Genomic DNA, 16,051 nt, shown 5'->3' on the forward strand with positions numbered 1-16,051 from the left:
ATCGGCAAGGGCGGTGACTATTTCGCCACTTCCCACTTCTCGACTTCGTTGTAGACCGGGTGATTGAAGATCACGAGCGGCTGTTCCTTGAAGTGCTGAGCCAGGCCGACGATGCGATTGTTGAAGGCCAGCGGCCGCACCTCGTTCCACAGCCAGGCTTTTGGCAGGTCCTGGTTGAGGATGCGCGAGGCTTCCTGATAGCTCGCGGCGCGCACCGCGCGATCGTTGGATTCCAGCCCCTTGTTGAAGAGTTCGTCGACCTTCGGGTTGCAATAGCCCATGGCGAGAGGCTTGGCGCCGCAGACGACCAGCGGCGAGCCGAGCGAGGGATCGAGCCCCATGCCTTGCGCGAAGAAGCCCATCTGGAAGCTGCCGTCGGCATAGACCTGATTGATCGCCGCCGGGTCGAGCAGGCGCGGCTGGATGTTGACGCCGACCGCGGCCAGATAGCTCTGGACGGCGGTGACGGTGTCGACGTTCATCTGGTCGGAATAGTAGTAGATGAAATCGACCGGCTGGCTGGCGTCCCAGCCGGCGTCGGTCAGCAGCTGCTTGGCCTTGTCGGGATTATAGTCGTAGGCTTCGAGGTCCTTGGCGCGCGCCCAGTCCTGCGGGAACAGCGTGTTCAGGAGTTCGCCGGCGCCTTGCTTGACCGTCTCGATAATGGCCTTGCGGTCGATGGCATAGAGCATCGCCTGGCGCACGCGCACATCGGCGAAGCGCTTGTTCTCCAGGTTAAACTGCAGGTAGGTCGGCAGGCCGGCGGAGAACCTCGGCAGCACGGTGAGATAGTCGAGCTTCTGCAGGCGGGCGAGTTCGGAGACCGGCACGCCGCCGCCCTCATAGGACATGGCGTCGACCTCCTGCGTCTCGAGTGCTGCGATGATCGGCGGCACGTCCTTGTAGATCTGGTAGATGATGCGATCGAGCTTGGGCGCGCCAAGGAAATAGTCGGGATTGCGGTCGACCTCGACATACTGGTCGCTCTCGTATTTCTTCCAGATGAACGGGCCGGTGCCGACACGGTTGACCCAGAAGGCGTTACCCTTGATGTCGCCGGGTGCGACCTTGCCCAGAATGTGTTCGGGAAAGATGCTGATGGCGATAAGCTGCAGCTCGACCCAGAGCGGCTTGGCGCTGTCGAGCTCGACCTGGACGGTCATGTCATCGAGCGCTTTCACTCCGGCAAGCGAGGAGGCCGAGCCATCCTGGAAAGCCTTGTATCCGGCGACCGCGCCAAGCTTCTGCGCCCAGGGCGAGCCGACCTTGGGGTTGGCGTAGAGGTTGAGGCTGAACACCACGTCCTTGGCGGTAAAGGGCGCGCCGTCATGCCATTTGACGCCATGGCGCAAGCTGAAGATGTAGGTCTTGCCGCCATCGGGCGTCTTCCAGCTCTCGGCCAGCATCGGCTGCACGCCGTCGCCCGTCCATTTGATGTGAACAAGGCCTTGCAGCACAGTCTCATCGAGCCGGTGGCCGCAGGTGGTGTGCAGCGTGCCCATCTCGATGCAGCCGGTGCGCATCGCCGAGCGGAACGTGCCGCCATCCGCGGCCTTCGCGGCGCCGGCCGCAAAGGTCAGCGCCAGCGCCGACAGAAAGCTCATCAACAGTCTTCTCATGGAATTTTCCTCCCGTTGCTTTCGCCGGCCGAAATCGATGCCATGCCCCTGCTCCAGGCCGATTTCGCACCAGGTCCTCGCCTGTCGCGCGACCGCCGCGCCGATCGGCAAAACGGCGATCTCCATCCCTTCGGTTGCGCAAGATCCTCGCTTGCGGCGATTGGTCTAATAGCTTAAAAGGTAGACCATGCACAATATGCCGGTTCGAAAAAAATTGTCCGATGAAGTTCGCCTTCGCCTGGAGGCGATGATCCGCGACGAGGTCTACCCGGTCGGCGCTTCGCTGCCGTCCGAGCGCGACTTGATGTCGATGTTCGACGTCGGCCGCCCGTCGGTGCGCGAGGCGCTGTTTGCACTGGAGAAGATGGGGCTGGTGCGCATCAACAGCGGGGAGCGGCCGAAGGTGACGCGGCCGACGCCGAAAAACATGCTGGAGCAGCTGACTGGAACGGCGCATCTTTTGATGGACCAGCCCGACGGCATCGGCCATTTCGAGCAATTGCGGCTGTTTCTCGAGGTCTCGATCGCGCGCCATGCCGCCGAGGTGGCGACCCGCGAACAGATCGACGCGCTGGCCGCCGCACTGGTCGAAAACGAGCGTGCCATTCCCCGGGCGCGGGCTTTCGCCGTCACCGATGTCGCGTTTCACCGCGTCCTGACCGTCATCCCAGGCAATCCGATCTTCCTCGCCGCGCATGAGGCGCTGGTCGAATGGCTGATCAATCAGCGCATCCACATGGCCAACACCGAAATCGAGAACCGCAAGAGTTTCGCCGGCCACCAGGCGGTGTTCGAGGCGATCGAGCGCCACGAGCCGGAAGCAGCCGGCCAGGCGATGCGCGCGCATCTGGAAAACGCCAGGCGCAAGTTCAATTCAGGTTCGGGCAGATCTGACTAGCCGGCTGACGCGCGGCGAGTGGTTTTACGCGACAGCGCACTGGCGCAAAGCAAAAAGCCCGCCGTTCAAAGCCGGCGGGCGGCATCAATCATACAGTTCGATCCGATTGTCGCTAGCCACGACAACCGAATGTCGGCCTGCGGCGGCCGCAAGCGCTCAGGGGGCGGGCTTCGACGAGATTGAAGCGACCACCGATCCGAGCTTGCCTGCTTTGGCCAGACTCGGCTTTTCATAGGCTTTTTTCACAGAATCCCTCCTCGGATGACGGCATATGTTTCCCCTGCCGGGCCCGTCTTGTCAAATGCGACAGCAGGACATCACAGGCCTCGGCAGCAACGCGTGCCCTTTACGCCGGCTCGCGTTTCAGCGCCTGCGCCATGCAGTGGATGCCGCCGCCGGTCTTGGAGATCTCGCTCATGTCTATCGCCGCGACCTCGAAGCCGCGCGCCTTGAGCTGGCCGATCAGCGACTGGCTCGACGTCGGGGCGATCACCCTGTCCTTGCCGAGCGACATGAAGTTGCAGCCGAGCGCCATCGTGTCCTGGAACGGCACGTCGATGATCTCGTGGCCCTTGCCCTTCAGCCAGTCGACGATGCCCGGCTCGGTGCAGGCGAGGCAGACGGCGGTGAGCTTTTCGGCGATCGGAACCACCATCAGGTCGATATGGACGTAGTATTCGTCGATGAAGGCTAGCCGTGTCTCCCAGCCCTCCTTGTCGAACCAGGACTGCACCTGACGGGCGCCCTCTTCCTGCGTACGGGCGCCGCCGCAGCCGATCAGCACCACGCCCTCCTCGATGACGTTGAAGTCGCCGCCCTCGAAGGTACCTGATGTGACCATGTCGTAGATCGGGATGCCGAGCTTCTCATAGGTGCGGATGGCAGCATAGTTCTCCCCGCGACGCCACCAGTTGGCCATAGCGGTGATGAAGGCGCCATAAGGTGTCATGACGCTGGAATCACGGGAATAGACCTGCATCGGCAGTTCCGGCGTCGGCTCGTGCCAGTGGATGTTGACGCCGAAATGCTCGTAGGCGGCGACCAGGTCCTTGTGCTGCGCCTGCGCGATCTGGACGTTACAGGGCGCCTCGCGCAGATGTTTGCGCGACAGCGAGCTGGTCGACAGATGGCGCAGGAAATTCGGCGAGCCGAGCAGCACGTCGGTCAAGACATCGGTCTCGTTGGCAAAACCCCAGGCGGTGAGCGGCTTGGTGCCGCCGGCGGGATTGCGGCGCTGCAGCGAGAACGGTTCGGCGACGATGCGATCATGGACGGTCATGGGGTTCTCCTCTTGGTGATATCGGTGGTCGATCATGCGGTGCCGGCGGACGGAATCCACCAGTCGCGCCCGCGCGCGGTGGTGACATATTCCGGCCAGCGGAAATTGATCGGCGGGTCATAGTCGCAAAGCGGTGCGATCCAGTTCGAGCCGCCGATGCCGCCGCTGGTGCGGGTGGCAAATTCATCCATCGCCGCATCGCGCGCGGTCTTGTCTTCAAGCAAGCGGAGGGCTGCAAGCGCAACCGTCTTGGCGGCACAAATGACCATCGGATCGATGGTGGCCGATATGCCACCCAGCGCATTCATCGCCCAGGACGGATAGGCGTGGCCGTTCGCCGAGCGCAGCGCCGGGCGGGCGACATAGAAGCGGGCCGTCGGGGCGTGCCACGACATGTCGGTGTAATCGTCGGAGGTCGAGTTGATCTGCGAGGGCGGCAAATCGCGGCGCAGGATGGCCTCGGCGTCTTGCGGCGTGATCAGCCGCTCCATCTCGTCGATGAACGGGTTTTCGCTCGCCGTGCCGCCGGCATTGACCTGCACCTCGCGGGCGACCGTCTTCGCTGCCTCGTCCCAGTGCGGCGGGCCGACCGTAGACAGCGCTTCATAGGCGATCCCGGCCATGGCGTGATTGGCGAGCCCCGGCCGCGACTTCGACACCCAATGGCGCTCGTAGCGGCAGCCGCTGATCGCAGCGGCGGCTTGCGCGTTGCGGTCGAGCACGGCGGTAACCTGTTCGGCCATGGCAATGGTCGGCACGCGGATCATGTACTGGATCTCTGAGAGCCCCGCCGGCAGATTGTCGGCCGTAGCTTGTCCTGCGGTCAGGATCGCCTCGCTGATCGACCAGCCGCCCTGGTGCGGCAGCATGGAATCACGCAGCGCCTTGGAGGCCATATACATCGTCATCAGCGCGTCGTTGGCGCCGGGCGCCCGCACGGCCGAATGCGCCTGCGGGATCGGCGCGCCATCACCCGCGCGCACCCAGTTTTCGGGTTCGTCGCAAACGAAACGGTAGATCATCGCATAAGCGGCACCGCAATGCGTGTCCCAGCGCGCCGTGTTGCAGAGCGGCAGCATGTAGAAGGGGTGGAAGGAGATCATCCCGGCAAGGCCATCATAATAGCCTTTGGCCGCATGGATCGGCTTTGAGCCCCTCACCTTTTCGGCCGGCTCGCCGGTGAAGCGCAGCGTGCCCTCGATGCCGTGGCGCTGCATTGCTGCTTTGGTGGCCAGAAGCCCGCCGAGGCTGGCGACGCCAAGTCCGGAATGCGGATCGGTATGGCCGCCGGCCTCGCTGCCAAGACCTAGGCGCGGCCGCTTCACCGTTGCCGCATCCTGGCAATTGCCGGGCACGGCGTCATACTCGGCATACATGCCGATGGTCGGGCCGGCGCCGTTGGTCCAGTGCGCGCAGAAGGCGGTCGGCATGCCGCCCGAGGCTTCCTCGACGGAAAAGCCCTCGTGCTTCAGTCGTTCGACATACCAGGCTGCCGACTGGTACTCGCGCCAGGCGGTCTCGCCGAAGTCGAAAATGGTCCGCGTCCAGGCCGACAGCGACGGCTGGATATCGTCGAGGCAGGCAAGCGCGGTGGCTTGTGCCGAGGTCGTCACCGGTTTCTCCATGCAGCCCAAGAAAGCAGTGAAGCGGCTTTCCAAAAAGTGATATGTTTTCCCGGTTCGTGCAAATTCGGTTCACCTGAGGCTTCTTGCGAATACCCTCCACACAGGCGCTGCGCGCCCTTGATAGCTTTGCCCGCCACGGCAGCGTCTGGCGCGCCGCCGACGAACTGCATCTCACCCGCAGCGCCGTCAGCCATCAGTTGCGCTTGCTCGAACGCGATCTCGGCTTCGACCTGCTTGAGCGCATCGGCAAGGGCGTCGCGCTGACGCCACGCGGCCAGCGCTATGCCGCTGACGTGCGCAAGGCACTGACCGTGCTTGGCGACGCGGTGACACGCCAGGCCGGCACCGGCGTCGGCGGCTCGTTCGCCGTCTCCTGCACGCCGGGCTTCGCCTCGCTGTTTTTATGCACCCATATCGGCGAGTTCCGGCAGATGTATCCGGATGTGGCGCTGTCCATCCTGACACCAAGGCGGCTGGACGATGTCAGCAATCCCGACGCCGACGCCTTCATCGCCTTCGGCGTCGGCAACTGGCCGAACCGGGCGGTCGATTTGCTCTGCGAAATTTCGTTCACGCCGCTCTGCAGCCCGACCTTGCTCAACAAGGTCGGCGGCTTTTCCAAACCGGCCGACGTGTTGCGCGCCAACCTGCTGCATCTCGGCGACACCGAGGACTGGGCGCGCTGGCTGGCGCTGTCCAAGGTGGAAAATCCCGACATTGAAGGCGGTATTTTCTTCTCGGACATGAACCTGGTCTTTTCCGCCGCGATCGCCGGTCAAGGCATTGCCTTGGGCGACGAGCTGACCAGCCGCCGGGCGCTCAGCGAAGGCCGGCTGGTGAAGCCGTTCGACATCGCGATCCCCTCGCCGCGCTCTTACTTTTTGGTTTCGGAGCATGCCAAGGCCAGCCACCCGGTGCTGGAGGCGTTTGCGGGGTGGCTGCGGTCGAAGCTGTCGGAGATTAGCTGATCTCCCCCCTTGAGGGGGAGATGTCGCCGAAGGCGACAGAGGGGGTCGCCGCGCGTGAAGCGCCAACCTCCATCTGCGGCACGATGTAGAGCCCAGTCGAACCGACCCCCTCTGGCCGCTTCGCGGCCATCTCCCCCTCAAGGGGGGAGATTTGGCGCCATCCGTGAATCAAATTTGCCGATCAGGCGAAAACTATTTGGTTGCGGTGAGCCGCCGCCCTGCCCTACGCTCAAGCCACGACCAAGGAAGAGGCAGGATGCAGCAACCCCGCCGGGCCGCAGAGATCAAGGCAATCGGGATCGGCAAGAGCTTCGGCTCGTTCCGTGCGCTGGACAACCTGTCGCTCAACATCGGCCGCGGTGAGTTCCTGACCCTGCTCGGTCCGTCCGGCTCCGGCAAGACCACTTTCCTGATGATCCTGGCCGGCTTCGTGCAGCCGACCGAGGGCAAGCTTTTCAGCGACGGCGCCGACATCACCGAGCGGCCGGCCGAGCAGCGCGCCGCCGGCATGGTGTTCCAAGGCTATGCGCTGTTTCCGCATATGTCAGTGGAAGCCAACATCGCCTTCCCGCTCAAGGTGCGCAAGAAATCGGCAGCCGAGATCAAGCGCCGCGTCGCCGAGATGATCGAGCGCGTCGGGCTAAAGGGCCATGAGACCAAGCTGCCCGCGCAGCTTTCCGGCGGCCAGCAGCAGCGTGTGGCGCTGGCTCGCGCTTTGGTGTTCGAACCGGGCGTGCTTTTGCTCGACGAGCCTTTCTCGGCGCTGGACAAGAGCCTGCGCGGCCAGATGCAGGCCGAGATGAAGCGGCTGCACCAGGAGACCGGCACCACCTTCGTTTTCGTCACCCACGACCAGAGCGAGGCGCTGGCGCTGTCGTCGCGCGTCGCCATCTTCAACCACGGCAAATTGCTGCAGGTCGGCGCGCCGGACGAGGTCTATGACCGTCCCGCCAACCGCTTCGTCGCCGAGTTCCTGGGTGAGATCAACATGCTGCCGCTGACGGGCGTGAAGCGCGCCGATGATGGCGCCACAGCACTTTGCGAGGACCGCGCGATCACTCTGCGCGGCAATGCCGAGGCGGTGAACGGCAACGTCATCCTTGCGATCCGCCCCGAGCATATGTCGATCGCGCGCGAAGCCGCCGTCGGCGAGAACGGCATTGCCGCAACCGCCGTCGGCTCGACCTATCTCGGTGCGGCGACCAAGCTCGACCTGACAACGCGCCAGGGCGCCAAGGTGACGGTGTCGGTGCCAAACGAGGTCGCGGCAGCGGCGCTGAGCAAAGGCAACTCCGTCTGGCTGACCTGGCCAGCGGAAAAAGGTTTCCTCCTTCCGGACGGAGGATGACGACCAAACCGGCGAAGTCTTCCAGCAAAGAATCTGGAGCGCGCCACAACCACCAGAACTATCAACGAAAAAAGGGGAACTGACATGACAAACGAAACCAAGAAACAAGCCATGGACGGCCTGTCCGCCAGGGCAGCGCGCGGCGAGATTTCGCGCCGGCAATTCACGCAGCTTGCCGCTCTTGTGTTGGCCGGCACGCCGATGCTGTTGCGCTCGACCGGTGCCTTTGCCGCGGCTAAGGAGCTGGTGCTGGTGAACTGGGGCGGCGATGCCCTCACGGCTTACGACGCCGCCTATGGCCAGGCTTTCGCCAAGGAGACCGGCATCACCGTCAAGATGGACGGCTCGGGCCCGACAGAAGGCGCGATTGCCGCGCAGTTCAAGAGCGGCGCCCCAACCTGGGACCTCGTCGACGTCGACCCGTTCTCGGCCATCACGCTCGGCGCCCAGGGCGCGCTGGAGCCGATCGATTACACCATCGTCGACAAGAAGAAGATGCGTGAGGGCTTCGGCTGGGAATACGCGGCATCGACCTATTTTTTCTCCTATGTCATCGCCTATGATTCCGAGAAATACGGCAAGGACGCGCCGACCGGCATGGCCGATTTCTTCGACGTGAAGAAATTCCCGGGCAAGCGCTCGCTCTACAAATGGGGCGTGTCGAGCTGGGAAGCCGCACTGCTTGCCGACGGCATCGCGCCGGCCTCGCTCTATCCGCTCGATTTGAAGCGCGCGCATGACAAGATCGCCGCCTTCAAGGAAAACGTCGTGGCCTATTGGGGTGGCGGCGCCGAGAGCCAGAGCGTGTTGCTCAACGGCGAAGCCTCGATGGCGATCGTCTGGTCGACCCGCGCCTCGCTGATCGAGCAGGACTCGGGCGGCAAGATCAAGTTCATCTGGGACCAGGGCCTGATCTCGCCCGGCGCACTGGCCGTGCTCAAGAACAATCCCGGTGGCAAGGACGCGGCGATGAAATTCATCGCCAGCGCCCAGGACCCGCAAAAGCAGCTGGTGATGTTCGACAAGCTCGGACAGGGTCCGGCCAATCCGGCCGCCGATGCGCTGATCCCCGCCGACAAGAAGCGTATAAACCCGGTCGATCCCGAAAACATGAAGAAGCAGATCGCGCTCGACATGGACTGGTACGCCAAGAACTACGGGCCGGCGCTCGACGAGTACACCAAGATCATCTCGGCCTGACCAAGCCGGGTGTGACCCTCAGATGAGAGGCACCCTCTCAGACAGGATGGGCGCGGCGCTGTTGATGGCGCCGCTGCTCCTGTTTCTTGTGCTGGCCTATGCCTGGCCGTTCCTCGGCGTCGTCAAATGGAGCGTCACGCTGCCGACGCCTGGCCTCGGCCAATATGGCGCGCTCGCCACCGACGCGCTGGTGCAGTCGGTGTTCATCCGCACGCTGCGCATTGCGCTGATCGTCACCGTCGTGTCTGTCGCGGCGGCCTATGCAATCACCATGGTGTGGGTGCGCGGCAGCCCGGCGCAGCGCATAGTCGCTGAATTCTGCATTCTCGTCCCCTTCTGGATCTCGGTGCTGACGCGCGCCTTCGGCTGGGTAGCGCTGCTCTCCAACCGCGGCCTGATCAACACCTGGCTGCAATCGATCGGCTTCATCTCCGAGCCGCTGGCGCTGGTGCGCAACGAATTCGGCGTCATCGTCGGCATGACGCATTTCCTCATTCCTTTCGCGGTGTTTCCGCTGGCGTCGGCCATGCGCAGCCTCGACGAGCGTGTGCTGCTGGCGGCGCGCGGGCTCGGCTCCAGCCGCATGCGCACCTTCTGGACGGTGTTCGTGCCGATGACGCGCTCGGGCATCATCGGTTCGGCGATGATCGTCTTCGTCTTCTCGCTCGGCTTCTTCGTCACGCCGGCGATCCTCGGCGGCGGCCGCAGCGTGATGATCGCCGAACTGATCTATCTCAGGATCTTCCAGAGCCCCGACTGGGGGCTGGGCGCGGCGATCAGCGTCGTGCTGGTGCTGTTCGTCGGCGCGCTGATGGCTGTGCTGTTCCGCTATGTCAGACCGAAGCAGCTGATCTGATGCCGACCTATCGCCCCGGTCCCGTCTCGCTGATCCTCGCCGTGCTGGTGGCGCTGTTCCTGCTGCTGCCGCTGCTCGCGGTCATCCCGGTGTCGCTGACGCCAAGCCGCATGCTGGCGATGCCGACGGGCGAACTGTCGCTGCGCCACTACCGCTCGCTGATCGAGGATCCGCGCTGGCTCGACGCCATCCTGCTGTCGATCCGCATCGGCATCGTCAGCAGCGTCATCTCCACCGTGCTGGCGCTCTGCTTCAGCCTTGGCGTCTGGATGTTCCAGCCGCGCTTTACCGCAGCGCTCGTTGGCTTCGTGCTGTTGCCGATGGTGGTGCCGCCGGTGGTGTCGGCGATCACGCTCTACTTCCTGCTGACTTCGATCTCCGGCATGAGTTCGTTCTTCGGCTACGACACCTGGCTGGGTGTCGCCATGGCGCATTCGGTGATGACGGTGCCCTTCGCCACCGTGCTGATCCTGGTCTCGCTCAGCCAGCTCGACCGCCGCATCGACCTCGCCGCGCGCGGCCTGGGGGCCAGCGTGTGGGAGCGCGCGACGCGCATCATCATGCCCAACATCAAGTTCGGCATCGTCACCGCTGCCCTGCTCTCCTTCGTGCTGTCCTGGGAAGAAATCGGCGTCACTTTGTTCATCACCTCGGTCAACGCCATCACGCTGCCCAGGCTGATGTGGATGGGCCTGCGCGACAACATTGACCCGGCGATCGCAGCCCTTTCGGTGATCCTGATCATCATCACCGTGCTGGTGCTGGCGCTGCGCAGCGTTGTGGTCAAGGTACGCGGCGGGCACCAAGCCAAGTAGCAACAACAGCTTTGTGAACGACGTTACCGACGGAGCGCGGGGCACATTACGCGCCGGCATGGGAAACCTGCCGCTGGTGACATTCGCCTTCGTATCGGTGCTCGGGATGGCGGTTCCGGGACCGGACGTTGTGCTCGCCATCACCAACGGGTCCCGCTACGGGGCTCGACACGCATTTCTCGGCATTGCCGGCGTTGTGCTGTCGGATTTTGTCCTCATCAGCATCGTCGCGCTCGGCTTCGGCGCCCTTCTGCCGGCCTCGGAATTCTATCTCTCGGCACTCAGGATGTTCGGCGCCTTCTATCTGCTCTTCGTCGCCATCGGCACCCTGCGCAACGCATCTCGACCTGCGTTCAATCCGAACCTTCCCGAAACACACCATTCAGCCAAGGCCCTCATTGGGCGCTGCTTTCTGGTGGCGGTCACAAATCCGGCGGCCTGGCTGCTGTTTCCCGCAATCCTACCGCACTTGTCCGAGCAGATGACCCGATCGCAATCCAATATGCGATCCTTGCCACTATCGCCGCGCTTGCCGATGTCCTCATGCTGATGCTTTACGCGACGCTTGGCTCGCGGTCGACGAGGCTTTTGGCTGGGCCAAACGCCGTCTGGATCGACCGCCTGTATGGCATCGCCCTGCTTGGTCTTTCGAGCACTTTGATCCTGCAGTCGCCCGGGCATCTCTGAGGCGCGTGCCGGCAAATATCGACGAGCCTGCGCACCGGCGAGCGCCGCCCTTTCGGTGATCCCGATCGTCATCACCGTGCTGGCGGTGCGCAGCGCCGCCAGATGCTATCCCATTGCGTTGCGGATGGTCTTGGACAGGCGGGTAAGAAATGCCGGCCGGGATGAAGCGTCGAGTTTCCACGACAGCACGGCCATGGCCATTTTGGGCGGCAACATGCCTACCGACAGAAACCAGGCGGCAAGGACGGCACGCCGCCGCAAGATGCAGTCATCTCCAGGCTGGCGACGGCACCCGCCGCCGCCAGCGCCAGCCGCGAATCGTCGGCCACCGGGTGCTGGTGGCTGTCCGCGCAGAGTGAGGCCAGCCGCTCCTCCAGATGGATCGGATCGCGGCAGACGGCATCCGACGGGACAACCGTCAGGCCGGTCCCGGAGACCTGCTCCGACAACGCCTCCAGGCGGCGGAAATCGTGCCTTACGCGCCAACGCGCCCGCTCGGCGAGTTGCGCGCCGAATATCGAATGGTTCGCGCCGTGAATCCGGTAGGCGCCGAGGCATTCGTCGATGGATTGGACGTGTCCGTGGAAGGGTGCCAACGTTGCCAGATAGCCATCGGCGCCCTGGCGGAAATCCGGCTCGGGAATCGGCATGATCGTTTCCAGGGTCTCACGGTCAAAAGCCAGCCCGCTGGTCACGGTCGTCTGGTAGCGCCCCTTGTGCAGGAGTTTCGGCTTGACGTCGCCGCTGTCGAAGGGCAGTTCGGGTGGCGGAAAGACGTCCTTGATGCGCTGTTGTTCGTCGACGATATGCAGCCTGGATTGCACTTGGGCGGTTGCCGGATCCCAAGTGTCGACGATTTTGGAGACAGCAGGCGGATAGAGATAGTCGTCGGCGTCGAGGAACAGGACAATCCTGCCCGAGCTTGCGGCAAAACCGGTGTTGAACGCCGCCGCATGTCCGCCGTTTTGCGCTCGCGGGCAGGCGACGATCCTGTCGCCATAGGATTCCATAATGGTCGTGGAATTGTCCTGCGATGCATCGTCGACGACGATGACCTCGACGTCGCCGTAGTCCTGTTCCAGGGCGCTGTCGATGCTGCGGTTGAGGAAGCGCGCGTAATTGTAATTCGGGATGATGATGGATACCGGAGTTCCGTTCGACTGCATCGTATTCGACCTCGCATCTTGCTTCGGTTTCGGCGACAGCCCGCTCCATGGGCCCGCCCCCCTCTCAAGTGCCCGACGAGTTTCCCAGGGAAAAGCTGCGCTTTTCCTTCAGGAGACGGGTCACGTCTCTCATTGCGACTTCGGGCCGCCATCTGCCTTCGAAGCCGGCCGCCGAGCTGTGGTCTGCGGCAGCCAAGGCTCCGACGGTTCGACGCGGACGATGCCACAGCCGAGCCCGGCTGCGGTCGCGATCGGATCGGACGAGCGGGCGGGCGGGAGCCGTGAAGGCATGGCGAATACTGACCTTCAAATGTGGCCGGAATAACCCCTCGGGCAGCACAGGCGATCCTGGCAGATTCGAACCTGCAACCGTCGGCCTGGTCGCCGCTTCGCCCAACCGGGCCTCACGTAGCGAAGGAATTCAACAGAATTTTCGCCGTCCCGTCGGGGTTTTCCTCCGGGAAAAAGTGCCCGCCCTCGACAGCGCCACCTTCGATGCTGTCGGCCCATTGCCGCCAGATCGCCAGCGGGCCGCCCTCGTCCGCATACCAGTTTTCCAAGCCGCCCTCGCCGCTCCAGAGCGCAAGCATAGGACATTTGATACGACTGCCGTCAGCCTGATCCTGCGCGTCGTGCTCGCGGTCTATGCCGGCGGCGGCGCGGTATTCCTCGCAAATGGCGTGCACATGGGCGGGATCGCGCAACGCCTCGATGTAAGCCTCTCTCACTTCGGCGGGGAAAGCATCGGGAGCCGAGCCCCAGCCGGCGATCGCATTGTCGACGACAGCATCCGGGGCTGCGGCCAGCAGACGCTCCGGCAGCGGCTCGGGCTGGGCAAGCAGGCTCCATGGCCAGAAGGCAAGCGCCAGCCTGGCATCGGCGCGATCCCAGGCGGCGGCAGTGGGGATGACGTCGAGGACGGCGAGTTTCGACACGGTGTCGGGATGGTCGAGCGCCAACCGATAGGCGACGCGGCCGCCGCGGTCATGGCCGGCAAGCATGAAGCGGTCGAAGCCCAGCGCGTTCATGACCTGCACCATGTCGCGCGCCATCGCACGCTTGGAGTAGGCAGTGTGATCAGCATCGAAACCCGGACAACCGCTTTGGCCGTAGCCCCTAAGATCGGCGACGACCACGCTGAAGCGCTGCGCCAAAGCCACGGCAATGTCGCGCCACATCACATGTGTTTCGGGAAAGCCATGCAGGAGCAGCAAAGGCGGCCCTGAGCCACCGACCCTGACGAAGATCGATGTCTCCTCCACTTGAACGGTTCTGGCGCCAAAGCCCGAAAACATCAGTCGCCGCCGACCATGCCGTGACTGGAGCGGATGCGGAGCACCTGGACGCCCTTCGGCAATTCGATCAGGAACTCCTTGTCGCGGTCGAGATGGTGAATGGAATTCGGATCGCCGCGGGTAAAGGCCGCCATCGCCTCGACGCTTCCCCAATAGGAGATGGTGACGAATTCCGAATGGGTGGCCGTGTCCTCGCGAAAGGTCTGCACGCCGAGCGCTTTCTCGATCAGCGGCTTGATGCCGGCCTCGTAGTTGTAGCGCTCGTAGGCGTCTGCTCTGTCGGGCAACGTCCTGCCGCGCCAGATGCGGGCGATGGTCGGGGTTTTCGGTGCCATCTCCCATAAACACCTGAGCGCAAGCCACGTTCCAGCGGTCAGCTGAAGCTCCTGACAAAAGGGCCGCAGGAAAAAGGCGATCCCGACAGGATTCGAACTTGTGACAATCAGCTTGCCTCAGGGGTATTGAGACCCGGGCCTTGAGGCCGGCCGTCCAGGCCGGCGCCATAGGGAACAACCAGGCCTCAACCCGCTCCGAACCGAAGGTCAATACAGCAAAGTCGATTCCGATATTCGCACGCACGGATCTTCGGTTCGGGATCACGCGCTGCCACCTCAAGCAGCGCGCTGGCTTTCTTTCGGCCGCAGATTCTGGTTCATGCGGAACAGGTTCAGTGGGTCGTAGCGCTGCTTGATTTCCAGAAGCCGGCGATAGTTGCCGCCATAGGCCGCTTCGACCCGGTCGACTTCGTCCTCCGGCATGAAGTTCACGTAAGCCGTGCCGGCGGCATAGGGCTTGGTCGCCTCGTAGATACCACGAGCCCAATCGATGCAGGCCTTGTCCATTGCCGGTTCGCGCCAGCGGGCGTGGACATTCATGACGAAATGCGAGTTGCGCTGCGGAAACGCCGTTTCATCTGCCGCCACCCGGCCCGCCACGCCACCGACATGACCGAAGAAAATTTCACATTCGGGGCCGGGAAGCCTGGCAATCGCCGCAGTGGTGGCACCAATCGCGCCGTCCGAAAGCCCGGTCAGGTCATGGCTCTTCCAATAGTTGCGGGCGCCGGGCGCCAGCAGCGGGTCGAAGGCCTGCTGCCAGCCGGTGAACGGGTTGGGGCCGACGACATCGGCAATCGGTGTGCCGATGGCGCGAAGCTTCTGCGTCGCCTTTTCGCCCGCCTGGATGTCGCCGCAATAGCACATGGCCAAAACCAGCACCTCCTTGCCATGCCATTCGGTCGGCAGGAACGGCAGCGGCGGCGCCTGCCGCATGACCACCCAGCAGGTCAGTTCGTCGGGCGCGGTTTCGAGCGCCTTGCGATAGTCCCGCAGCACCTTTTCGGCATCGGCGAAGGGATGGACGACGAGCCCCGACAGAACCTGCGGACCCATCTGGTGGAGTTGGAACTCGAACGCCGTGACGACACCGAAATTACCGCCGCCGCCACGCAGCGCCCAGAACAGGTCCGGATTGTCCTTTTGGCTGGCGCGCAGCAACTTGCCATCGGCGGTGACCACATCGGCTGAAACAAGATTGTCGATGGTCAGGCCGAATTTGCGGGTGATCCAGCCGAAGCCGCCGCCCAGCGTCAGGCCTGATATGCCGGTGGTCGAGTTGATACCCGTCGGCACCACCAGGCCAAAAGCCTGTGTTTCCCGATCGACATCGACGAGCGTGGCGCCGGGGCCGACCCATGCCCGCCGCGCCGCGACATCGACCCGCACCGATTTCATCGCTGATAGATCGATCATCAGGCCGCCATCGCAGACGGCACTGCCAGCAATGTTGTGGCCGCCGCCGCGCACGGAGACGAGAAGCCTGTTTTCCCGGGCGAAATTCACGGCACTGATGACGTCGGAGGCGCCGACGCAACACACAATGAGACCGGGGCGCCGGTCGACCGTGGCATTCCAGACGGTGCGCGCTTCGTCGTAGGCGGCGTCGCCCGCCTGAAGCAGTGTGCCGCGCAATTGTGCCGAAAGCGCTTCAACGACCGCAGCGTCGACGGTCGTCTTGCCGCGTTCAAGCGTGGTGAGGCTCATGCTGTTCATGGTTTCCTCCCGATTTTTTGTTTGTGAGCCGTTCTCCCCCCAAACGCTTCGAACTGTGCGCTTATATTAGAGATCGCGCAAGTTTGGCACGGACCGGTGCTGCGCCCATGTTGGCACCCAACGACGTGCGGTCTGGCCGGCATGGACGGCCCAACGCTGGAGAGGCGCAGAAACGTCGAAAATACTGGCGATCAACGCCGGGATGGTGCGGACATCGACTTCGCGTTAGCGACAATGAAGTCCG

The 16,051-nt window shown here is 63.7% G+C and carries 13 protein-coding genes and 1 pseudogene; 7 read left to right on the forward strand and 7 right to left on the reverse strand.

Annotated elements, in window-relative coordinates; genetic code table 11:
- Window positions 1-17 precede the first annotated feature (17 nt).
- Window positions 18-1,619: an ABC transporter substrate-binding protein gene (locus tag AC04SG_RS14225; RefSeq protein ID WP_488551562.1), complete on the reverse strand. Its 1,602-nt coding sequence runs from the start codon at window positions 1,617-1,619 to the stop codon at window positions 18-20.
- A gap of 196 nt (window positions 1,620-1,815) precedes the next feature.
- On the opposite strand from AC04SG_RS14225, the gene nanR reads away from it, so the two are divergent.
- A complete protein-coding gene (gene nanR / locus AC04SG_RS14230; RefSeq protein WP_488551563.1) occupies window positions 1,816-2,517 on the forward strand; it encodes a transcriptional regulator NanR in 702 nt (233 codons plus the stop codon).
- Window positions 2,518-2,863: 346 nt separating this feature from the next.
- Here nanR and AC04SG_RS14235 read toward each other — a convergent pair whose 3' ends face one another.
- Both AC04SG_RS14235 and AC04SG_RS14240 read right to left on the reverse strand, forming a co-directional pair.
- On the reverse strand, window positions 2,864-3,796 hold the full coding sequence (locus tag AC04SG_RS14235; RefSeq protein ID WP_112560964.1) for a dimethylarginine dimethylaminohydrolase family protein: 933 nt from the start codon (window positions 3,794-3,796) through the stop codon (window positions 2,864-2,866).
- Between the two features lie 32 nt (window positions 3,797-3,828).
- Window positions 3,829-5,421, reverse strand: coding sequence for a zinc-binding metallopeptidase family protein (locus AC04SG_RS14240; protein ID WP_488551564.1), 1,593 nt, complete (start codon window positions 5,419-5,421; stop codon window positions 3,829-3,831).
- A gap of 83 nt (window positions 5,422-5,504) precedes the next feature.
- Here AC04SG_RS14240 and AC04SG_RS14245 point away from each other — a divergent pair, with 83 nt between their 5' ends.
- The 6 genes from AC04SG_RS14245 (at window position 5,505) to AC04SG_RS14270 (ending at window position 11,158) form a co-directional block, all read left to right on the forward strand.
- Window positions 5,505-6,389, forward strand: coding sequence for a LysR substrate-binding domain-containing protein (locus tag AC04SG_RS14245; RefSeq protein WP_488551565.1), 885 nt, complete (start codon window positions 5,505-5,507; stop codon window positions 6,387-6,389).
- 256 nt (window positions 6,390-6,645) lie between these two features.
- Window positions 6,646-7,737 (forward strand): ABC transporter ATP-binding protein, encoded by a 1,092-nt coding sequence (locus tag AC04SG_RS14250; RefSeq protein ID WP_488551566.1) that lies wholly within the window; start codon window positions 6,646-6,648, stop codon window positions 7,735-7,737.
- A gap of 84 nt (window positions 7,738-7,821) precedes the next feature.
- Entirely contained in the window at window positions 7,822-8,937 is a 1,116-nt protein-coding gene (locus AC04SG_RS14255; RefSeq protein WP_488551567.1) for an ABC transporter substrate-binding protein, read from the forward strand.
- Window positions 8,938-8,959: 22 nt separating this feature from the next.
- A complete protein-coding gene (locus AC04SG_RS14260) occupies window positions 8,960-9,793 on the forward strand; it encodes an ABC transporter permease (RefSeq protein ID WP_477301742.1) in 834 nt (277 codons plus the stop codon).
- The gene (locus AC04SG_RS14265; protein WP_112560884.1) at window positions 9,793-10,608 is read left to right on the forward strand and encodes an ABC transporter permease; all 816 of its coding nucleotides are present in this window, start codon (window positions 9,793-9,795) and stop codon (window positions 10,606-10,608) included. The genes AC04SG_RS14260 and AC04SG_RS14265 overlap by 1 nt, the downstream gene beginning before the upstream one ends.
- Before the next feature lie 106 nt (window positions 10,609-10,714).
- On the forward strand, window positions 10,715-11,158 hold the full coding sequence (locus AC04SG_RS14270) for a LysE family translocator (protein ID WP_488551645.1): 444 nt from the start codon (window positions 10,715-10,717) through the stop codon (window positions 11,156-11,158).
- A 242-nt stretch (window positions 11,159-11,400) separates the two neighbouring features.
- Here AC04SG_RS14270 and AC04SG_RS14275 read toward each other — a convergent pair.
- From AC04SG_RS14275 to AC04SG_RS14290, 4 genes and pseudogenes are all read right to left on the reverse strand, one after another.
- A pseudogene (locus tag AC04SG_RS14275) lies at window positions 11,401-12,461 on the reverse strand (glycosyltransferase family 2 protein).
- Between the two features lie 404 nt (window positions 12,462-12,865).
- Window positions 12,866-13,756 (reverse strand): alpha/beta fold hydrolase, encoded by an 891-nt coding sequence (locus AC04SG_RS14280; RefSeq protein WP_488551568.1) that lies wholly within the window; start codon window positions 13,754-13,756, stop codon window positions 12,866-12,868.
- A complete protein-coding gene (locus AC04SG_RS14285; RefSeq protein ID WP_488551569.1) occupies window positions 13,756-14,091 on the reverse strand; it encodes a hypothetical protein in 336 nt (111 codons plus the stop codon). Before AC04SG_RS14285 ends, AC04SG_RS14280 begins: the two co-directional genes overlap by 1 nt.
- 276 nt (window positions 14,092-14,367) lie before the next feature.
- Window positions 14,368-15,807 carry an FAD-binding oxidoreductase gene (locus tag AC04SG_RS14290; protein WP_488551570.1) on the reverse strand — a complete coding sequence of 480 codons (1,440 nt, stop codon included), beginning with the start codon at window positions 15,805-15,807 and terminating at the stop codon, window positions 14,368-14,370.
- Between the last annotated feature and the right edge of the window lie 244 nt (window positions 15,808-16,051).

The sequence above is a fragment of the Mesorhizobium sp. CNPSo 4684 genome, from assembly GCF_057784315.1.